The 19645-nt window shown below is 68.9% G+C and carries 17 protein-coding genes; 7 read left to right on the top strand and 10 right to left on the bottom strand.

Annotated features, from left to right (window positions below; all coding sequences use genetic code 11):
• Positions 1 to 13 precede the first annotated feature (13 nt).
• From JAO81_RS30620 to JAO81_RS30595, 6 genes are all read right to left on the bottom strand, one after another.
• On the bottom strand, positions 14 to 754 hold the full coding sequence (locus JAO81_RS30620; protein WP_199551204.1) for a class I SAM-dependent methyltransferase: 741 nt from the start codon (positions 752 to 754) through the stop codon (positions 14 to 16).
• A 128-nt stretch (positions 755 to 882) separates the two neighbouring features.
• Positions 883 to 1062 (bottom strand): YbdD/YjiX family protein, encoded by a 180-nt coding sequence (locus JAO81_RS30615; RefSeq protein WP_199551203.1) that lies wholly within the window; start codon positions 1060 to 1062, stop codon positions 883 to 885.
• Positions 1062 to 3275 (bottom strand): carbon starvation CstA family protein, encoded by a 2214-nt coding sequence (locus JAO81_RS30610; protein WP_199551202.1) that lies wholly within the window; start codon positions 3273 to 3275, stop codon positions 1062 to 1064. Before JAO81_RS30610 ends, JAO81_RS30615 begins: the two co-directional genes overlap by 1 nt.
• Before the next feature lie 166 nt (positions 3276 to 3441).
• Positions 3442 to 3636 carry a YbdD/YjiX family protein gene (locus tag JAO81_RS30605; protein WP_199551201.1) on the bottom strand — a complete coding sequence of 65 codons (195 nt, stop codon included), beginning with the start codon at positions 3634 to 3636 and terminating at the stop codon, positions 3442 to 3444.
• A gap of 56 nt (positions 3637 to 3692) precedes the next feature.
• Positions 3693 to 5786, bottom strand: a complete 2094-nt coding sequence (locus JAO81_RS30600) for a carbon starvation CstA family protein (RefSeq protein ID WP_199551218.1) — start codon at positions 5784 to 5786, stop codon at positions 3693 to 3695.
• A 184-nt stretch (positions 5787 to 5970) separates the two neighbouring features.
• A complete protein-coding gene (locus tag JAO81_RS30595) occupies positions 5971 to 6759 on the bottom strand; it encodes a GntR family transcriptional regulator (RefSeq protein WP_233416144.1) in 789 nt (262 codons plus the stop codon).
• A gap of 322 nt (positions 6760 to 7081) precedes the next feature.
• On the opposite strand from JAO81_RS30595, the gene JAO81_RS30590 reads away from it, so the two are divergent.
• The 4 genes from JAO81_RS30590 (at position 7082) to JAO81_RS30575 (ending at position 11889) form a co-directional block, all read left to right on the top strand.
• A complete protein-coding gene (locus tag JAO81_RS30590) occupies positions 7082 to 8365 on the top strand; it encodes an extracellular solute-binding protein (RefSeq protein ID WP_199551199.1) in 1284 nt (427 codons plus the stop codon).
• 224 nt (positions 8366 to 8589) lie between these two features.
• Complete coding sequence (locus JAO81_RS30585; RefSeq protein WP_199551198.1) at positions 8590 to 9576, top strand: carbohydrate ABC transporter permease; 987 nt, start codon at positions 8590 to 8592, stop codon at positions 9574 to 9576.
• On the top strand, positions 9573 to 10403 hold the full coding sequence (locus JAO81_RS30580; protein WP_165336897.1) for a carbohydrate ABC transporter permease: 831 nt from the start codon (positions 9573 to 9575) through the stop codon (positions 10401 to 10403). Before JAO81_RS30585 ends, JAO81_RS30580 begins: the two co-directional genes overlap by 4 nt.
• 10 nt (positions 10404 to 10413) lie before the next feature.
• On the top strand, positions 10414 to 11889 hold the full coding sequence (locus tag JAO81_RS30575) for a glycoside hydrolase family 3 protein (protein WP_199551197.1): 1476 nt from the start codon (positions 10414 to 10416) through the stop codon (positions 11887 to 11889).
• A 200-nt stretch (positions 11890 to 12089) separates the two neighbouring features.
• Here the strand turns inward: JAO81_RS30575 and nagB are convergent, their stop codons facing one another.
• Positions 12090 to 12875 (bottom strand): glucosamine-6-phosphate deaminase, encoded by a 786-nt coding sequence (nagB, locus tag JAO81_RS30570; protein ID WP_199551196.1) that lies wholly within the window; start codon positions 12873 to 12875, stop codon positions 12090 to 12092.
• A 521-nt stretch (positions 12876 to 13396) separates the two neighbouring features.
• Here nagB and JAO81_RS30565 point away from each other — a divergent pair.
• Positions 13397 to 14452: an SIS domain-containing protein gene (locus JAO81_RS30565; protein ID WP_199551195.1), complete on the top strand. Its 1056-nt coding sequence runs from the start codon at positions 13397 to 13399 to the stop codon at positions 14450 to 14452.
• Between the two features lie 25 nt (positions 14453 to 14477).
• On the opposite strand, the gene JAO81_RS30560 is transcribed toward JAO81_RS30565, so the two are convergent.
• Positions 14478 to 15242: an SDR family oxidoreductase gene (locus JAO81_RS30560; RefSeq protein ID WP_199551194.1), complete on the bottom strand. Its 765-nt coding sequence runs from the start codon at positions 15240 to 15242 to the stop codon at positions 14478 to 14480.
• Between the two features lie 93 nt (positions 15243 to 15335).
• On the opposite strand from JAO81_RS30560, the gene JAO81_RS30555 reads away from it, so the two are divergent.
• Complete coding sequence (locus JAO81_RS30555) at positions 15336 to 16010, top strand: TetR/AcrR family transcriptional regulator (protein ID WP_199551193.1); 675 nt, start codon at positions 15336 to 15338, stop codon at positions 16008 to 16010.
• Positions 16011 to 16406: 396 nt separating this feature from the next.
• Positions 16407 to 17873, top strand: coding sequence for a sensor histidine kinase (locus tag JAO81_RS30550; protein WP_199551217.1), 1467 nt, complete (start codon positions 16407 to 16409; stop codon positions 17871 to 17873).
• 224 nt (positions 17874 to 18097) lie between these two features.
• Here the strand turns inward: JAO81_RS30550 and JAO81_RS30545 are convergent, their stop codons facing one another.
• Together JAO81_RS30545 and JAO81_RS30540 are read right to left on the bottom strand one after the other, a co-directional pair.
• Positions 18098 to 18355 (bottom strand): WhiB family transcriptional regulator, encoded by a 258-nt coding sequence (locus JAO81_RS30545; protein ID WP_052576829.1) that lies wholly within the window; start codon positions 18353 to 18355, stop codon positions 18098 to 18100.
• Positions 18356 to 18671: 316 nt separating this feature from the next.
• Entirely contained in the window at positions 18672 to 19640 is a 969-nt protein-coding gene (locus tag JAO81_RS30540) for a diacylglycerol kinase family protein (RefSeq protein ID WP_199551192.1), read from the bottom strand.
• Between the last annotated feature and the right edge of the window lie 5 nt (positions 19641 to 19645).

The raw sequence follows: 19645 nt of genomic DNA, 5'->3' as shown, positions 1-19645 counted from the left end.
AGGCGGATGCCGTTCAAGCCGGCTTGCGCCAGACGGAGATGTGCTTCGCGGACTCCTGGGTGAACGGGGATCCGTTCCAGTCCGCGACGCGCTTCTCCAGTTCCAGGCCGGCGAGCTTGGCCATCAGGTCGAGTTCGGCCGGCCAGGCGTACCGGTGGCGGGAGTTCTCGCGCCGGTAGCGGCCGTCGTCGCCGTCCCGGGTGAAGTGGTGCGAGACGAGGATCTGCTCGACCAGGTCGAAGGTGTCGAAGCCGAGATGGCGTTCGGAGACGTCGAACGGCACCGCGACCTGGCCCGGTGGCAGGAAGCGCAGCGGCGGCACGCCCAGTTCGATGACGAAACGGCCGCCGGGCGCGAGATGGCGGGCCGCGTTGCGGAAGCATGCGACCTGCTCGTCCTGGGTGAGCAGGTTCGTGATCGTGTTGTAGACGAGGTAGACCAGGGAGAACGCGCCGGGGACGACGGTGGTGGCCATGTCTCCCATGGTCACCGGGAGGGTCTCCTCGTCGGCCTTGCGGCGCAGTACCGCTGCCATGGGCTCGGACAGCTCGATGCCCGCCACCGGTACGCCGCGCTCGCTGAGCGGGACGCCGACGCGTCCCGTCCCGATGGCGAACTCCAACGCCCGGCCGTCTCCGGCGAGTTCGGCGAGGAAGTCGAGGGTCGGTCCGAGTACGGCGGCCGAGGACATCCCGGTCTCTTCGGCGTCGTAGCGTTCGGCGGTCGCGCGGGTCCACAGTTCACTGCTGGTCACGGGCGACCACCTTGCCGGGCACCGGGGGCGTTGTCGACGGATTTACCCGGCCGTACGGGCCGTCCGGCAACGGCAGCGGCCCCGGTGCGCGAACCTCTCGCACCGGGGGCCACCCCCTTACGCGCTGCTCAGCAGCACCGGAACCCCTCCCGCGGGTCCGCCTCCCTGGCGTCCGTCCGGTCCCGTTCGAACTCACGCCGGGACTTGGGGACTTGGCCGTGGGAGCGGGCGTGGGCTGCGTACCGGTCGTACACCGATTCGCCCGACAGCTCGCGCCACCAGTAGCGGATCTCCTTGAGGAGCGTCATCAGGGCTTCCCGGCCGCCACCGGCGTACCGCCGGAGTCCTTGTCAGCGCCTGTGGCGCCCGCCGCCGCAAGCTCCGCCTTCTCCTCGGCCGTCGGCCACAGACCCGCCGGTGCCACGATCTTGGACTCGACGTACTCGGCTTCCTTGAGTTCCGCCGTACCCGGGTTGCGGATCGCCTTGATGCAGACGCGGGTCGCGTCGGCCAGGACGATGATGATCAGGATCGCGAAGATCGCGGCGAGGACGCCGTCCACGGTGGAGTTGGTGACGACCGTCTCCATGGCGTCCCGGCTCTGCGCCGTCTTGTACTTCGTGAGGCCCTTGTCGAGTGCTTCCTGGTACTCGTTGCGCTGGGCGAAGAAGCCGACCTTCACATCGTCCGAGAACACCTTCTGCCAGCTCGCGGTCAGCGTGACCGCCGCGTCCCACGCGAGCGGAATGCCGGTCACCCAGGCCCACTTGAGGCGGCCCGACTTGATGAGCAGGGTCGTGCAGACGGCGAGGGCGACCGCCGCGAGCAGCTGGTTGGCGATACCGAAGAGCGGGAACAGCTGGTTGATGCCGCCCAGCGGGTCGTGCACACCGACCCACAGGAAGTAGCCCCAGCCGCCGACCACGACGGCGCTCGTCAGCCAGACGCCCGGCTTCCAGGAGACGTCCCGCAGCGGCTTCCACACGTTGCCGAGGGTGTCCTGGAGCATGAAGCGGCCCACGCGCGTACCGGCGTCGACGGTCGTGAGGATGAACAGGGCCTCGAACATGATCGCGAAGTGGTACCAGAACGCCTTCATCCCGGCGCCGCCGACCACCGCGGAGAAGATCTCCGACATACCGAGCGCGAAGGTGGGCGCGCCACCGGTCTTGGCCGTGATGGCGGGCTCGCCGACCTCCTTCGCCGCCAGCGCGAGCTGGTCGGGCGTGATGGAGAAGCCGAGTCCGGTCACGAACTGGGAGGCGGACTCGAGCGTCGGACCGAGCGCGCCCGCGGGGGAGTTGACCGCGAAGTACAGCCCCGGCTCCAGGATGCAGGCGCAGATCACGGCCATGATCGCGACGAACGACTCGGTGAGCATCGAGCCGTAGCCGACGAGCCTGACCTGCGTCTCCTTCTGGATCATCTTCGGCGTCGTACCGGAGGAGACCAGGGCGTGGAAGCCGGAGAGCGCACCGCAGGCGATGGTGATGAACACGAACGGGAACATCGATCCGGCGAAGACCGGCCCCGCGCCGTTGGTCGCGAAGTCGGTGACCGCGTCCATCTTCATCGTCGGCATCGCGATGACGACGCCGAGCGCGAGCAGCACGATCGTGCCGACCTTCATGAAGGTCGAGAGGTAGTCGCGCGGCGCGAGCAGCATCCATACGGGCAGTACGGAGGCCAGGAAGCCGTAGACGACCATCCAGATGACCAGCGAGCCCTTGGACAGCGTGAACGCCTCGGCGAGCGAGGATTCGGCGACCCAACGGCCCGCGACGATGGCGAAGAGCAGCAGTGCGACGCCGATGACCGAGACCTCGGTGACCCGGCCGGGGCGCAGGACCCGCAGGTAGACGCCCATGAACAGGGCGATCGGGATGGTCATCGCGATGGAGAAGACACCCCAGGGCGAGCCGACGAGCGCGTTCACGATCACCAGGGCGAGCACCGCGAGCAGGATGATCATGATGGCGAATACGGCGACGAGCGCGGCCGCACCGCCGAACGGGCCGATCTCGTCCCGCGCCATCTGGCCGAGCGAACGGCCGTTGCGGCGGGTCGAGAAGAACAGGACCACCATGTCCTGGACGGCGCCGGCGAAGATCACGCCGGCCACGATCCAGATGGTGCCCGGCAGATAACCCATCTGTGCGGCGAGCACCGGGCCGACCAGCGGACCCGCGCCCGCGACGGCCGCGAAATGGTGGCCGAAGAGCACGCGGCGGTCGGTGGGGTGGAAGTCGACACCGTTGTCGAGGCGCTCGGCCGGGGTGGCGCGCTTCTTGTCGACCTTCAGGACCCGGTTGGCGATGAACTTCGAGTAGAAGCGGTACGCGATCGCATACGAGCCGAGGGCCGCCGCGAGCAGCCACGCCGCCGAGATCTCCTCACCGCGCGAGAGGGCGAGCACTCCCCAGCCGGTGGCGCCGACCAGCCCGACGAGCGTCCAGATGACGACCGATTTGGTGCTTATCTTCCGTTGTGGTCTTGCTGTGTCCGTCGCCGGCTCCGGCATGGTGGCTCCGTCCCCTTGATCACCGTGTAACTCGGCCGAAATCTAGGGGTGCCGGACCGGGATACGGAAGCCCCTGTCCGCATATCGGTCTGCGGACAGGGGCTTTACCCACGTATGTGAACAGCCTGCCGGTGGAGACCCCGCCTCGGCGACGGAGGATCCGGCCTCAGCAGCAGCGGAACCCCTGCCGGGGATCCGCCTCCTGCTGGTCGGTGCGCTCCCGCTCGAACGCGCGGCGGCTCTGCACGGGAGCGTCCGGATGGTCTTTGCGTACGTGAGCGACATAGCGTTCGTACGCCGTCTCGCCGGTCAACTCCCGTACGTACCACCAGATCTTGGAGGTAGCGGACTTCACGGTCATGGAGTCACCTTCAGGGTCATGGGGCCACCTTCAGGATCTTGGGGCCACCTTCAGGGTCATGGGGCCACTTCTTCTCGCGGCCCGTCGGTGCGCCCGCCACCCGACCCGAGGCCGGCCGCCGCCAGCTCGGCCTTCTCCTCCTTGGTCGGGAACAGCTGCGCCGGAGCCACGTACTTGGACTCCAGGTACGGCTCCTCGTGCGAGACGACCGTCTCCGGATGACGGATCGCCTTGATGCATACCCGGGCCGCGTCGGCGATGACCACGACGACGAGGACCGCGAAGAGCGCCGAAAGCACGCCGTCCACCGTGGTGTTGGTGACGATCGTCTCGGCGTCCTGAAGGGCCTTGCCCTCCAGCTGTCCGCTGTCGATCGCCGCCTGCGCCTTGTCGCCCTGCGCGAAGAAGCCGACGCGCGGATCGCCGGAGAACACCTTCTGCCAGCTGGCGGTGAGCGTCGTCACCGCCACCCAGATCAGCGGAACCCCCGTCACCCAGGCCCACTTGAGCCGCCCGGACTTGATGAGCAGCGTCGTGCAGACCGTGAGGGCGACCGCGCCGAGCAGCTGGTTGGAGATGCCGAAGAGCGGGAAGAGCTGGTTGATCCCGCCGAGCGGATCGCGTACGCCGACCCACAGGAAGTAGCCCCACAGGCCGCACACGATCGCGCTGCAGACGATCAGGCCCGGCCACCAGCTCACGCGCTTGAGCGGCTTGTACACATTGCCGAGGGTGTCCTGCAGCATGAACCGGCCCACGCGGGTGCCGGCGTCCAGGGCGGTGAGGATGAACAGCGCCTCGAACATGATCGCGAAGTGGTACCAGAACGCCTTCATCCCGTCGCCGGTCACCGAAGCGAAGATGTCCGCCACTCCGATCGCGAAGGTCGGCGCCCCTCCCGTTCGGCCCCAGAGCGAGGCCTCCTCGACCGATTTCGCATAGGCCGCCATATCGGCCTCGGTGAGGCTGAAGCCCCAGCCCTGGATGGTGTTCACCCAGTCCTGGGCGGTCTCGCCGAGCACCGCGGGCGCCGAGTTCATCCCGAAGTAGAGCCCCGGGTCGAGCACACAGGCCGCGATCATGGCCATGATCGCCACGGACGACTCCAACAGCATGGAGCCGTACCCGATCATGCGGACCTGGGTCTCCTTCTCGACCATCTTCGGCGTCGTGCCCGAGGAGATCAGCGAGTGGAAGCCGGACAGGGCACCGCAGGCGATGGTGATGAACACGAAGGGGAAGAGTGAGCCGGCGAAGACCGGTCCCGTGCCCTGGGTGGCGAAGTCCGTGACCGCGTCCATCTTCAGGGTGGGCGCGGCGACCACGACGCCGATGAAGAGCAGTCCGATGGTGCCGAGCTTCATGAAGGTCGACAGATAGTCGCGCGGCGCGAGCAGCATCCACACCGGCAGCACGGAGGCGATGAACGCGTATGCCACCAGCCAGATGACCAGCGACTCCTTGCTCAGCGTGAAGGCCTCGGCCCAGGAGGACTTGGCCACCCAGCGGCCCGCGATCAGCGCGAGCAGCAGCAGGGCCACGCCGATCAGCGAGACCTCTGCGATCCGCCCGGGCCTGATCACCCGCAGGTAGAAGCCCATGAACAGGGCGATCGGGACGGTCATCCCGATGGAGAAAGTGCCCCACGGGGACTCGGCAAGCGCGTTCACGACCACGAGCGCGAGCACCGCGAGCAGGATGATCATGATGGCGAAGACCGCGAGCAGCGCGGCCGCGCCACCCACCGGGCCGATCTCCTCACGCGCCATCTGGCCGAGCGAACGGCCGTTGCGGCGGGTCGAGAAGAACAGGACCACCATGTCCTGGACGGCGCCGGCGAAGATCACGCCGGCGATGATCCAGATGGTGCCGGGCAGATAGCCCATCTGTGCGGCGAGCACCGGGCCGACCAGCGGACCCGCGCCGGAGATCGCGGCGAAGTGGTGCCCGAAGAGCACCCGGCGGTCGGTGGGCTGGTAGTCGATCCCGTTGTCGAGCCGTTCGGCGGGAGTGGCCCGCGTCTTGTCGACCTTCAGGACTTTGTACGCGATGAACTTCGAGTAGAAGCGGTAACCGATCGCGTACGAGCCGAGCGCGGCGGCCACCATCCAGGCGGCCGACACCTCCTCGCCGCGCGACAGGGCGAGCATGGTCCAGCCCGCCGCGCCCACGAGGGCGACGACGGTCCAGATGACGATGGAGCGGGTCTTGTTGGGGCTGCTGCCGGTGACTGCGGTCGACACGGGCGTCCCTCCCGTTCATGCGGCGACGGGAGGACGGTAGAGCAGGAATGTGATCTGCGCTACACCGCGCGACGGAAGAGGCCCAACTGCCTTAGTCCTGCGGCCGCTTCAGGCGCGCCACGAACTTGTACCGGTCGCCGCGGTACACCGAGCGCACCCACTCCACCGGCTTGCCCTCCGCGTCCACCGAGTGGCGCGACAGCATCAGCATCGGCAGGCCCACGTCCGTGCCGAGCATGGCCGCCTCGGTCGGCGTGGCCAGGGAGGTCTCGATGGTCTCCTCGGCCTCGGCGAGATGCACGTCGTAGACCTCGGCGAGCGCGGTGTACAGCGAGGTGTACTTGACCAGCGAGCGGCGCAGCGCAGGGAAGCGCTTGGCCGACAGATGCGTGGTCTCGATGGCCATCGGCTCCGCGTTCGCGAGCCGCAGCCGCTGGATGCGCAGGACGCGGCCGCCGGTGGTGATGTCGAGCAGTTCGGCGAGCCGGTCGTCGGCGGTGATGTAGCCGATGTCGAGGAGCTGCGAGGTGGGTTCGAGGCCCTGGGCCCGCATGTCCTCGGTGTACGAGGTGAGTTGGAGCGACTGGGAGACCTTGGGCTTGGCGACGAAGGTCCCCTTGCCCTGGATCCGCTCGAGCCGGCCCTCGACCACCAGTTCCTGCAGCGCCTGGCGCACGGTGGTGCGCGAGGTGTCGAACTCGGCCGCGAGCGTGCGCTCCGGCGGTACGGGCGTGCCCGGCGGCAGCGTCTCCGTCATATCGAGCAAGTGCCGCTTCAGGCGGTAGTACTTGGGGACGCGGGCGGCCCGCCCGGTGCTCGTCGGCTCGGCCGCCGCGGTGCCCCGCTGTGTGCTCTTGGGGTCGCCCGCCTCGGTGCCCATACGTCCGCCCGTCCCGCCCGTCTCCTGGCCGCCGAGTGTGACGCTCTTGCGCGGCTCCTGTGCTGCTGCCGTCACCGGCTCCTCCGTTAATCGCGGCTCACATCGTGACACGGCCCTGTCCCGGCCTGTCGCTGTAGCTCAGGTGTCGGTCCGGTAACGGGATGTGGGACCCCTCTTATACACCCTTGACACCCCCAAAGGTCTAGGCCAAGCTCCCCGTACTGGTCTACACCATTAAAGACCAGGTCCCAGCCCCACGGGAGTACTTGGCGTATGTCACCGCAGTGGGCAGGGGGGTGGGCAGATCCCTGAGGAGGGTGACGTGAAGCGCAAGCTGATTGCGGCTGCGGGTGTCGCAGCGATGATGATGTCCATTGCCGCATGCGGGGACGACAGCGGCGACAAGGGCAGCGAAGGCAAGAAAGGCCCCGACAGCTTCAAGGGCCAGACCCTGACGTTCTGGGCGATGGACGGCTCCACGCCGGACGCCTGGGTCAAGGACCTCACGGCCGAGTTCGAGAAGAAGACCGGCGCCAAGCTGAAGGTCGAAGTCCAGCAGTGGAACGGCATCCAGCAGAAGCTGACCACGGCGCTCTCCGAGGAGAACCCGCCCGACGTCTTCGAGATCGGCAACACCCAGACCCCGGCGTACGCCCAGACCGGCGGCCTGGCCGACCTCGGTGACCTCAAGAGCGAGATCGGCGGCGAGTGGGCCGAGTCGCTCAACAAGTCCTCGGTCTTCGACGGCAAGCAGTACGGCGCCCCGTGGTACTTCGCCAACCGCGTCGTCCTGTACAACAAGGCGGTCTTCAAGGAGGCCGGCGTCACCGAGGTCCCCAAGACCCGCGACGAGTTCTTCGCGGCCCTCGACAAGATCAAGGCCAAGGGCAAGGCCGAGCCGCTCTACCTGCCCGGCCAGAACTGGTACTTCTTCGACGGGCTCACCATCGGCAAGGGTGCCGAGCTCGTGAAGAAGGACGGCGACAAGTGGGTCTCCAACCTGGGCGACCCCAAGGTCGGCGAGGCCATGGAGCTCTACAAGAAGTACGCGGACTACTCCAAGGCCCCCAAGGACAAGGACGAGGCCACCCCGCAGCAGGGTGAGGTCTTCGCCAAGGGCAAGGTCGGCGCCTTCATCGGCATGGGCTGGGAAGCCGGCATCGCCATCAAGGCCAACCCGGCGATCGAGAAGGAGATCGGCTACTTCACCATCCCGGGTGAGACCGCCGACAAGCCGGAGAGCGTCTTCCTCGGTGGCTCCAACCTCGCGGTCGCCGAGGGCAGCGAGAAGCAGGAGCTCGCGAAGGAGTTCCTGAAGATCGCCCTCTCCGACAAGTTCGAGGGCCAGCTGGCCAAGCTCAACGGCGTCATCCCGAACAAGGAGTCGCTGCAGTCCAACCTGACGGGCAACCCGGCCGCCGAGGCCGCCGCTCCGGCCGCCGCCGTCGGTGGCACCACCCCGCTGATCGCGGAGTGGGCCGCGGTGGAGAACGCCCCGAACCCGATCAAGACCTACATGACCGCCTTCCTCAACGGAAAGTCGCATGAGGAAGCCGCCAAGTCGGTCGAGGAAGAGTTCAACAAGCGCCTCGCGCAGAAGCAGTAACGCCGGATCGCCGGACACGCGGTCTCCGCGGTGAGCGGGTGTGCGGATGAGAAGTCATCGGCACCGGCACCGCGGAGCTCCGCCGAGCAGTAACTCCGACGCCGCAGTGCAGCGGTAAGTCGCAGCCGGGGGCCGGCCGTTCGCCGGCCCGGCCCCCGGCACGCTGTGCGCGCACCCGCAGGACGCGCATGCTTTCGGTACGCCCCACGAAAGAGATGGCGAGCATGACCGTGCAGACCGACCGCCCGGGAACGGGCCCGGTAGAGGTCCATAAGTCGGACGGGGGAGGGGGGCCGCGCACTCAGGAGAGCAAGCGTGCCCGCAGCGCCAGACTCGCCCCGTACCTCCTGCTTCTCCCCGCCCTCGCAGCCACCCTGGTGCTGCTCGGCTGGCCGCTGGTCAAGAACGGCTTGCTGTCGTTCCAGAACCTCAATATGCGCCAGCTCATCCAGCACCTCACCGAGTGGAACGGCGTCGAGAACTACACCGAGATCCTCGGCAGCGACGACTTCTGGCGGGTCACCGGCCGCTCGATCGTGTTCACGGCCGTCAACGTCGTACTGATCATGATCGTCGGCACGCTCGTCGGTCTGCTGCTCGCGCGGCTCGGCAAGAAGATGCGGCTGCTGCTCCTGCTGGGCCTCGTGCTCGCCTGGGCCATGCCGACCATCGCGGCCACCACCGTCTTCCAGTGGCTCTTCGCCTCCCGGTACGGGGTGGTCAACTGGGTCCTCGCGAAGCTGGGCTTCGAGGGCATGGCGGACTACAACTGGTTCGGCAGCCAGATGTCCACCTTCACCGTCCTGGTGATCCTGCTCGTCTGGCAGTCCATACCGTTCGTCGCGATCAACCTCTACGCCGCGACGACCACCATCCCCAAGGAGCTCTACGAGGCCGCGTCGCTCGACGGCGCCGGCGCCTGGAAGAGCTTCACGAACGTCACGTTCCCGACGCTGCGTCCGTTTCTGTTCGCGACGACGTTCCTCGAAGTCATCTGGATCTTCAAGGCGTTCGCCCAGGTCTTCGCCATCAATGAGGGCGGCCCCGACCGGATGACGGAGATCCTTCCCGTGTACGCCTTCATCGAGGGCGTCGGCAACCAGCACTACGGAGTGGGCGCGGCCATCTCGCTGCTCACGATCCTGGTCCTGCTGGGTCTGACCTCGTACTACCTGCGTCTGGTGCTCAAGCAAGAGGAGGACGAGCTGTGAAGCGCTCACTGTTCGGCCGCGCATGGCCCAATGTGGTCGCCTTCATCCTGTTCCTCGGGCTCGTGTTCCCCGTCTACTGGATGTTCGCGACGTCCTTCAAGCCGACGATCGACATCATCAGCGAGAACCCGGTCTGGTTCCCCGTCGACTTCACCTTCGAGCACTTCAACACGGCGCTCGGCGCACCCAACTTCTGGACCCTGGTGCGCAACTCGCTCACCGTCACCGTCGGCGCGGTGGTCTTCTCGCTGCTCATCGCGCTGGCCGGCTCGTTCGCCCTGGCGCGGATGCGGTTCAAGGGACGGCGCGGCTTCATCATCGGCTTCATGGTCGCGCAGATGGCGCCCTGGGAAGTCATGGTCATCGCGATCTACTTCCTCGTCCGCGATTCCGACATGCTCAACAGCCTGATCCCGCTCACCCTCTTCTACATGATGATGGTGCTGCCCTTCACGATCCTGACGCTGCGCGGCTTCGTCGCCGCCATTCCGAAGGAGCTGGAGGAGTCGGCGATGGTGGACGGCTGCTCGCGGATGCAGGCCTTCCGCAAGGTGATCTTCCCGTTGCTCGCGCCCGGTCTGATGGCCACCTCGCTGTTCGGCTTCATCACGGCCTGGAACGAGTTCCCGCTCGTCCTTGTCCTCAACAAGCAGGCCGAGGCGCAGACCCTGCCGATCTGGCTGCAGCGCTTCCAGACCAACTTCGGTGACGACTGGGGTGCCACCATGGCAGCGTCCTCACTGTTCGCGATCCCGATCCTGATCCTCTTCGTCTTCCTGCAGCGCCGGGCCGTCAGCGGTCTGACCTCAGGCGCCGTGAAGGGATGAACACCCGCACATGACGACACTCGCCCACGGCACCGACACGTTGACCCGTGACGCCCTTGCCGTCCTGCAGCCCGGCTTCGTCGGGACCAGCGCCCCGGACTGGCTGCTTCGCCGGATCGGTGAAGGCCTTCACTCGGTCGGCCTGTTCGGCCGCAACATCCATACGCCGGAGCAACTCGCCGCGCTCACCGCCCAGTTGCGGGCCGAACGCGACGGAGTCCTCGTCGCCATCGACGAGGAGGGCGGCGACGTCACCCGCCTCGAGGTGCGCAGCGGCTCGTCGTTCCCCGGCAACCATGCGCTCGGCGCGGTCGACGACGCCGATCTGACCCATGACGTCGCGGCCGAGCTCGGCCGCCGTCTCGCGGCCTGCGGCGTCAACCTCAACTGGGCGCCCTCGGCGGACGTCAACTCCAACGCCGACAACCCCGTCATCGGCGTCCGCTCCTTCGGCGCGGATCCGTCGTCGGTGGCCCGGCACACGGCCGCGTACGTCCGGGGCCTGCAGTCCTCCGGTGTCGCGGCCTGCACCAAGCACTTCCCGGGCCACGGCGACACGAGCGTCGACTCGCACCACGCGCTGCCGAGCATCGACGTGTCGGTCGAGGTGCTGCGGGAACGGGAGTTGGCGCCGTTCCGCGCCGCGATCGCCGCCGGCACCAAGGCCGTCATGAGCGCGCACATCCTGCTGCCAACGCTGGATTCCGAACGTCCCGCCACGCTCTCGCGCCGCATCCTCACCGGACTGCTGCGCGAGGAGCTGGGCTTCGACGGTCTGATCGTCACGGACGGCATGGAGATGCAGGCCATCTCCGCGACGTACGGCATCGAACGCGGCAGCGTCCTCGCCATCGCCGCCGGCGCCGACGCGATCTGCGTGGGCGGCGGTCTCGCGGACGAGGACACGGTGCTGCGCCTGCGGGACGCGCTCATCGCGGCGGTCCGCAGCGGCGAACTCCCCGAGGAGCGCCTCGCGGACGCGGCCGCCCGGGTCCGAGCGCTGGGGGAGTGGACGGCTTCTTCGGTACGGGAGGACCGCGCGCCGCAGACGGACATCGGCCTGGTCGCCGCCCGCCGGGCGCTCACGGTGACGGGCTCCGGTCCGCTGCTCGACGCTCCGGCCTACGTGGCGGCCTTCACGCCGATGGCCAACATCGCGGTCGGCGACGAGACGCCCTGGGGCGTGGCGGCCGAACTGGGCCGCCGGCTCCCGGGCACGGAGACCGGCTCCTACGGGGACGGGGTGTCGGCCGACGCGCTGCTCGCGGCCGCGGGCTCGCGCCGCATCGTGGCCGTGGTCCGCGACGAGCACCGGCACGCGTGGATGGCCTCAGCCCTTGATGCGCTGATCGCCGCACGGCCCGACACCGTTGTGGTCGAGATGGGCGTGCCGCAGTCCGAGCCCCGCGGTGCGCTGCACGTGGCGACGTACGGCGCGGCCCGGGTGTGCGGGGTCGCCGCGGCGGAAGTGCTCACCGGCGCCTGACCGCCCGCGTCCTCGACGGCAAAAGCCCGGGCCCCCGGCGCGGGGGGCCCGGCGCGGGGGGGGGGGGGGGGGGCGGGCCCCCTCCGGTGCGGAGGGGGCCCACTTCGTATGTCCAGAGTGCGGGGTGGCGGGCGGCCGGGCGGAGCCCGAAGCGAGGCCCGGGGGCCCAGCCCTGAGAGGGGCCGGGCCCGGGACGTCCCTTAAATGCCCTGCCAGTCCGGCTTGTTGTCGAACGCGTGGCGGAAGTAGTCCGCCAGCTTCAGCTTGGAGGCGGCGGCCTCGTCGACCACGACCGTCGCATGCCGGTGCAGCTGCAGCGCGGAGGCGGGCACCAGCGAGGAGATCGGGCCCTCCACGGTCTGTGCCACGGCGTCGGCCTTGCCCTCGCCGGTCGCGAGCAGCACCAGGTGGCGGGCGTCGAGGATGGTGCCGATGCCCTGGGTGATCACGTGGTGCGGGACCTGGTCGATGTCGTTGTCGAAGAACCGCGCATTGTCGATCCGGGTCTGCTCGATCAGCGTCTTGATCCGCGTACGCGAAGCGAGCGACGAGCAGGGCTCGTTGAACCCGATGTGCCCATCGGTGCCGATCCCGAGGATCTGGAGATCCACGCCACCAGCCGAGGCCAGCGCCTCGTCATACGCGTCACACGCGGCCTGCACGTCCTCGGCGCTGCCGTCGGGGCCCATGAACTGCGTCTCGGGCAGCCCGAGCGGCTCGACGACCTGGCGGAGCACGGTCGCGCGGTACGACTCGGGGTGTCCCGCGGGCAGCCCCACGTACTCGTCGAGCTGGCAGATCCGCGCCTTCGAGGCGTCCACCGCACCGGCGTTCACCTGGGCGATCAGCGCGTCGTAGATGGGCAGCGGGGTGGAGCCGGTGGCCACGCCGAGCAGCGCGTCGGGCTTGCGGGCCAGCAGGTCCACGATGGCCCCCGCGATGAGCTCGCCGCCTGCCTTGGCGTCCTTGACGATGACAACTTCCACGCTGGGCCTGCCGATCTGGAGAGTGGGCGAAGGGAGAAGAGATGACGTTGTGGTATAGACCAATCTAACAGAGCCGACCCCGCCCCGCCCCCGGAACTGCTCCGCTCGTGCACGCAGAATCCGGCGCGGGTCAGCCCGGGCGGGGCGGGGGGGCCAGGCTGGGCGGGGCGCCGGGCGCCGGGCGCGGAGCGGGGAGGGGCGGGGGGCGGGCGGCGAGGGCGAAGGGCGGGGCGCGGGGCGGCGCGGGGCGAAGGGCGGCGCGGGCGAAGGGCGAGGCGCGGCTTGGCGAGGTGGGTCGGAGCGGGGCGAGACACAGCGCGGCAAGGCGGTGGCGCGGCGGTGGCCACGGTCCCGCGCCCCGCCGTGCCACGCCGTCGCGAACCCCGCCGCCGCCCCGGCCTCCGCAGCGCAGCCGGGCGCGGGCAGCGCGGCGCAACCCCGGCCGATGGCCCCCACCAGGCAGCACACCCGCGCCGCCCGGCGCAGACTGAGGGAAGGCCAACCCGGGAAGGTAACCCAGCATGTCGCCCCTCAGTGAGCAGGCCGGCCGGATCATGGCGGCCGAGATGGCGGAGCAGCCCACCGTGCTGCGGCGGATTCTGGAGCAGGGCGCACCGAGGATCCGCGCCGTCGCCGATCAGATCTCCGCCCGCAGCCCCCGTTTCGTGCTCCTCACCGCCCGCGGCACCTCCGACAACGCCGCCCTGTACGCCAAGTACCTCCTCGAGATCCGGCTCGGCCTGCCCTGCGGCCTCGCCTCCATGTCCACCACGACGGCCTACGGCGCCCGCCCCGATCTGCGTGATGTCCTGGTCATCACGGTCAGCCAGTCCGGTGGCTCACCCGACCTGGTCGACTCCACCAAGGCGGCCCGCGACGCCGGAGCGATCACGCTCGCCGTGACCAACAACCCGGACTCCCCGTTGGCCGCGGTCTCCGAGCACCACATCGACATCCTCGCCGGCCCCGAGAAGGCGCTCCCCGCGACGAAGACCTATACGGCCTCCCTCCTCTCGCTCTACCTCTTCGTCGAGGGCCTGCGCGGCGGCGACGGCGCCGAGGCGGCCGTACTGCCCGACCTGGCCGCCGAACTCCTCGCCCGCGGGGACGAGGTGAAGCAACTGGCCTCGCGCTACCGCTTCGCCGAACGCATGGTCATCACGTCCCGCGGCTACGGCTATCCGACCGCCAAGGAAGCCGCCCTCAAGCTGATGGAGACCAGCTACATCCCCGCCCTCTCGTACTCCGGCGCGGACCTGCTGCACGGCCCGCTCGCCATGGTCGACAACATCTCCCCGGTGATCGCGGTCGTCACGGACGGCAAGGGTGGCGAAGCCCTGCAGCCCGTCCTCGACCGCCTCCGCGGCCGCGGCGCCGATCTGGTCGTCATCGGCCCGCGCGAACAGGTCGCCGCCGCCTCGGCCGGCTTCGAGCTGCCCACCGCCGGCCTGGCCGAAGAGCTCCAGCCCATCCTGGAAATCCTCCCCCTCCAACTCCTCGCCTACGAGGTCACGATCGCCCGCGGCCAGGACCCGGACGCCCCCCGCGCCTTGGCCAAGGTCACCGAAACCCACTGACCCGAAGCGCGGGACCCAATCGCTCCTACGCCAGCGACCCGCCCGTCGCGTCGATCCACTGCCCGGTCACCCACCTCCCGTCCTCCGACGCGAGGAAGGCCACCACATCCGCGATGTCCGACGGCGCTCCCACCCGGCCGAGCGCGGACATCGAGGCGGCGTTCGCCCACGCCTCGTCGCTGGTGCGCAGCCAGTCGGCGTTGATGTCGGTGTCGACGATGCCCGGCGCCACCGCGTTCACCGTGATCCCGCGCGGCCCGAGCACCTTGGACAGATCGCGGGTGAAGACGTCGAGGGCACCCTTCGTCATCGCGTACGCGACCAGATGCGGCATGACCGACGCATGGGAGAGCCCCGACGAGACATTGATGATCCGCCCGCCGTCCCGCAGCCGCCGCGCACCGAGCTGGGTGACGAAGAACGGCGCCTTGGCGTTCACCGCGAACACCCGCTCGTACTCCTCCTCCTGGAGCGTCGCGAAGGGCTCGCTCACCCCTATCCCCGCGTTGTTGACCAGAATGTCCAGCCCCTCCGCCTGTCGGTCGAACTCCGCCCACAGCTCCGCCGCGTCCCCCGGCACCCCGAGCTCCGCCCGTATCGCGAAGGCCGAACCTCCGGCCTCCTCGATCGCCGTGACCGTCTCCTTGGCCGCCGTCTCGTTGCTCCCGTAGTGCACCGCCACCCGTGCACCGTCCCGCCCGAGCCGCTCCGCGATCCCGCGTCCGATGCCCCGGCTGCCGCCCGTGACCAGCGCCGTCTTCCCCGTAAGCCTGCCTGCGAGCACGCTCATGACTGCGTCCCTCTTTTCGCTAGTGGTCGCTACAGAAAGAAAGCTAGCCCACGCCACCGCAAGATTTCTAGTGCCCGCTATAGAATTCACCCCATGGTGGAGAAGCACGCCGACAAGCAGCAGGCCGACGGCCCCAGGGCCGGCTCGAAGCCCCGCGGCCGCCCCCGTTCCTTCGACCGGGCCACGGCGCTCGAGAAGGCGCTGCAGATCTTCTGGGAGCGGGGATACGAGGCGACCTCGGTCTCCGACCTCACGCGTGCCATGGGGATCGGGCCGCCCAGCCTGTACGCCGCGTTCGGCGACAAGCGGTCGCTCTTCGCCGAGGTCCTCGTCGAGTACGGGCGCACCCACGGGTCGGTCGCCGGCCGCGCCCTCGAAGCCGAGACCACCGCCCGCGCCGGGTTCGAGCGGATGCTGCGCGAGGTGGCGACCGCGTTCACCGAGCCGGGGCATCCGCACGGCTGCCTGGTGATCCACGCGGCCACCAACTGCACCAACTCCGAGGTCGAGGAGTCCCTGCGGGCGCAGCGCAACGCCAATGTGGCCGATTTCGAACGCCGGATCAGGGCCGATATCGCGGCCGGCCACCTGCCGCCGGATGCGGACGCCCGGGTCCTGGCCCGCCATGTCGCCGCCGTTTTCCAGGGCATGTCGCAGCAGGCCCGCGACGGTGCGAGCGCCGAGGAACTGGAGCAGGTCGCCCAACTGGCCATGCGCGCCTGGCCCTCCGCGCCCGCCGGCGCACGGACCGAATCCGTGCCGGGGTGAACTTTTTCCTGCGACGGGACGTTGGAGAAAGAGACGAGAACAAACATCTCCCGACGCATGGACATCGGATAATGGTCTAGTCCACAATGCGGGGTGGGGCCCAGGCCCCTGACGCAACCACAAGCTTCCGCTCTTCCCGCACAGAAGAGCGGAGTGGGGTGCAGCGCTCTCTGCCCTGACTGCGCGCGCACCCCCACTCGGTCCGTGGGTCCGCACACCCGGTGGCCGATGCAACTCCGGGCTGCGGTGCCGGGCGGGTTGAGGGTCCCTCCCAGGCGCCGCGGCCCGCGGGTGTTTTCCGGGCCCGTACGGGATGCGCCGGCCCCGGGGCCAGCCCCCGACCGACGCCTCGGACACGCGCCAAAGCGGCCAGGTACGCTCGCACACGTGCCCTCCATGAACGATCTCGTACGCCAGCACACCGCCCTCGGGGACACCGACCTCGAGTGGCTGCATCTGCTGGTCTCGGAGTGGCAGCTGCTCTCCGACCTCTCCTTCGCCGACCTCGTCCTGTGGGTCCCCACCCGCGATGGCACGCGCTATGTGTCGGTCGCCCAGATGCGCCCCAACACCGGCCCCACCTCGTATCAGGACGACATGGTCGGGCACCTCGTGCCGCGCGGCCGCCGGCCCATGCTGGACGCCGCGCTCGACGAGGGCCGGATCGTGCGCGAAGGCGATCCGGAATGGCGCGAGGAGGTTCCGGTCCGCGTCGAGTCCATTCCCGTACGCAGGGAGGGACGCGTCCTCGGCGTCATCGCGCGCAATACGAACCTGCTGACCGTGCGCACCCCGAGCCGCCTTGAACTGACGTACCTGCAAAGCGCCTCCGACCTCGCCCAGATGATCGCGGCCGGTTCCTTCCCGTTCCCCGGGCAGCAGGTCGACATGGATGCGTCACCGCGCGTCGGCGACGGGCTGATCAGGCTCGACGCGGAGGGCCTCGTCCAGTACGGATCGCCCAACGCGCTCTCCGCGTACCACCGGCTGGGCCTGGCGGCGGACCTGGTGGGCCAGCATCTGGGCAAGGCCACGGCGGAACTGGCCCCGTCCCGCGGCCCCGTGGACGAGGCCCTGGTCAAGCTGGCCAGCGGCTGGGCTCCGCGCGAGACCGAGGTCGAGGGCAATGACTGTGTGATCCAGCTCCGCGCGATTCCGCTCAAGCCGAAGGGGACGCGGATCGGTTCGCTCGTGCTGCTGCGCGATGTCACCGAACTGCGCCGCCGCGAACGCGAGTTGATCACCAAGGACGCCACCATCCGGGAGATCCACCACCGGGTGAAGAACAACCTCCAGACCGTGGCCGCCCTGTTGCGGCTGCAGGCCCGCCGTATCGACTCGCAGAGCGGCCGTGAGGCGCTCGAAGAGGCGGTACGGCGCGTCGGATCCATCGCGATCGTCCACGAGACGCTGTCCCAGAATCTGGACGAGCGCGTCGAGTTCGACGAGATCGCCGACCGCGTGCTCGCGATGGTCGCCGAGATCTCCCCGGGCAAGGTCACCGGCCGGCGCACGGGACGCTTCGGCATCCTGGACGCGGAGGTCGCCACTCCGCTCTCGATGGTCCTTACCGAAGTCCTGCAGAACGCCCTGGAGCACGGCTTCCGCGAGGGCGAGACCGGCACCGTCGAGGTCTCCGCGGTACGCGGCGGCACCAGTAAGGACGCCCGCCTCCTGATCACCGTCCAGGACGACGGCGTCGGACTGCCCGAGGGCTTCGACCCCAAGCGTGCCGGCAACCTCGGCCTGCAGATCGTCCGCACCCTGGTGGAGGGCGAGTTGGGCGGCACCTTCGACATGAAGCCGGCGCCGGAGCGCGGCACCCAGGTGCTGCTCGACGTCCCGGTGCGCCCGCAGCGCTAGACGCGGACACGGCCCCTTTTCCCGTACGACTTCATGGTCTCGTAAGGGGCAAGGGGCCGCGCCCGTACGGCACTTGGGCAGCAGAAAGCCCCGAACCTGTTGGTCCGGGGCTTACAGCTTCAAACGGCTCTGCGCGTTGAGGGTACTGCGCGCTGCGGCTCGGGGGCGGGAGATGCGTACTCGCTGTACGCGCCGCCGGGCTCAGGTCCGTTCGGGGTGGAGCGTCAGGCAGAAGCCTGACGGGCTCGGTTGCGGGCGGCGCGGCGCTTCATCGCGCGACGCTCGTCCTCGCTGAGGCCACCCCAGACGCCGGAGTCCTGGCCGGACTCGAGCGCCCACTGCAGGCACTGCTCCACGACGGGGCAGCGACGGCAGACGGCCTTGGCTTCCTCGATCTGCAGCAGCGCAGGACCGGTGTTGCCGATGGGGAAGAACAGCTCAGGGTCTTCCTCACGACAAATGGCGTTGTGGCGCCAGTCCATGGCTGCTCCATCTCCTAGGTGTTGCTGGCAGGTTGCTTGTGAATGTGAACGCTTTCACGAATCCCCCCGCAAGTGAAGGGCCGATACCAGTTTCCTGGTGTAGGTCCTGTGAGAGAGGAGGGGTTCTGGCTCTCCGTGGGGCTGATGTTGCGAGCCGCGTCGAGCGCCAAGAAGAGATTCGCAAACCTCGACGGCGGATACAACCCCTTCTGGAAAGTTTTTTTTGATTCCTCGGTGTCGGCTAGCTCACAGCCGTACTTCCATGGGGTGGACCCTGGTCTAAACGTTCGAGTGAAAGGACTTTGGGCCCTTCCACTCACACAATCACACGCAGTGCACGACGTACGCCTGTGAAGGTGACGCTCGTACGAAGCCCCAAGTGGTCACCGTCCATCTGGAAGGGGAGTGGGGCCTTTGATTGCAAGGTGAAGTCCGTCAGATCGTGCAGCAGCTCCGCGTGCTTGCCATGGGGGCCGCGCTCGGGGGTCGAGGTGAGCAGCTGGGTGGCGTAGCGGGCCATCGCCGGGGTCGACAGCTTGCTCAGGCCGAGCACGTCGAGGCCGGTGTCGAAGGAGGCCTGCGGGGACGCGTAGACCGGGCGATTGCCCAGGTAGGTCCAGGGGGAGGTGTTGCAGACTATCGACAGCACAAGATCGCTGACGGGGTCCTCGCCGGGGCGACTGAGCGTGATCGTTCCGTGCCGGCGGTTGGGCTCGTCGAGGAACTGGCGGACCATCTGCCGTACGTAAAGCGCATGGGTCGAGCGTTTGCCGCGTTCCCGTTGCTGTTCGACTCGTCCGATGACGCTGGCGTCGAATCCGAGGCCGGCGCAGAACGTGAACCAGCGCGCCGGCACTCCTTCGTCCTCGGTGCCTTCCGTGCCGGAGGCCAGACCGAGGCCGACAGTGCGCTGACTTCCCGTACGCAGAGCGTCGAGCAGGGCGCCGGTGGATTCGACCGGGTCGTTCGGGAGGCCGAGGGCGCGGGCGAAGACATTGGTCGAGCCGCCGGGGACGACCGCGAGTCCGGGAAGTGACTCCGGACGGGGGCCGTTGTGAAGCAGTCCGTTGACGACTTCGTTGACGGTGCCGTCGCCGCCGAGGGCGACGACCAGCTCGATGTCCTTGCTCTCCGCGGCCTGGCGTCCGAGATCTCTGGCGTGGCCCCGGTACTCCGTCGTGACCGCCTCGAGTTTCATCTCGCTGGCGAGGGCGTGGATCAGTACGTCACGGGTGCGGGCACTGGTGGTGGTTGCCGCCGGATTGACCACGAGGAGTGCACGCATGCGGG

The organism is Streptomyces sp. N35 (assembly GCF_016464295.1).
GTDB lineage: Bacteria > Actinomycetota > Actinomycetes > Streptomycetales > Streptomycetaceae > Streptomyces.
This window is presented reverse-complemented; position numbering and strand designations above follow the sequence as displayed.

Bases quoted from the DNA above. Each gene is read 5' to 3' on its own strand.
- JAO81_RS30545 (WP_052576829.1), bottom strand. From the start codon at position 18,355: ATGGACTGGCGCCACAACGCCATTTGTCGTGAGGAAGACCCTGAGCTG.
- JAO81_RS30610 (WP_199551202.1), bottom strand. From the start codon at position 3,275: ATGCCGGAGCCGGCGACGGACACAGCAAGACCACAACGGAAGATAAGC.
- JAO81_RS30555 (WP_199551193.1), top strand. From the start codon at position 15,336: ATGGTGGAGAAGCACGCCGACAAGCAGCAGGCCGACGGCCCCAGGGCC.
- JAO81_RS30575 (WP_199551197.1), top strand. From the start codon at position 10,414: ATGACGACACTCGCCCACGGCACCGACACGTTGACCCGTGACGCCCTT.
- JAO81_RS30565 (WP_199551195.1), top strand. From the start codon at position 13,397: ATGTCGCCCCTCAGTGAGCAGGCCGGCCGGATCATGGCGGCCGAGATG.
- JAO81_RS30595 (WP_233416144.1), bottom strand. From the start codon at position 6,759: ATGGGCACCGAGGCGGGCGACCCCAAGAGCACACAGCGGGGCACCGCG.
- JAO81_RS30605 (WP_199551201.1), bottom strand. From the start codon at position 3,636: ATGACCGTGAAGTCCGCTACCTCCAAGATCTGGTGGTACGTACGGGAG.
- JAO81_RS30615 (WP_199551203.1), bottom strand. From the start codon at position 1,062: ATGACGCTCCTCAAGGAGATCCGCTACTGGTGGCGCGAGCTGTCGGGC.
- JAO81_RS30540 (WP_199551192.1), bottom strand. From the start codon at position 19,640: ATGCGTGCACTCCTCGTGGTCAATCCGGCGGCAACCACCACCAGTGCC.
- JAO81_RS30560 (WP_199551194.1), bottom strand. From the start codon at position 15,242: ATGAGCGTGCTCGCAGGCAGGCTTACGGGGAAGACGGCGCTGGTCACG.
- JAO81_RS30600 (WP_199551218.1), bottom strand. From the start codon at position 5,786: ATGCTCGCCCTGTCGCGCGGCGAGGAGGTGTCGGCCGCCTGGATGGTG.
- JAO81_RS30585 (WP_199551198.1), top strand. From the start codon at position 8,590: ATGACCGTGCAGACCGACCGCCCGGGAACGGGCCCGGTAGAGGTCCAT.
- JAO81_RS30550 (WP_199551217.1), top strand. From the start codon at position 16,407: ATGAACGATCTCGTACGCCAGCACACCGCCCTCGGGGACACCGACCTC.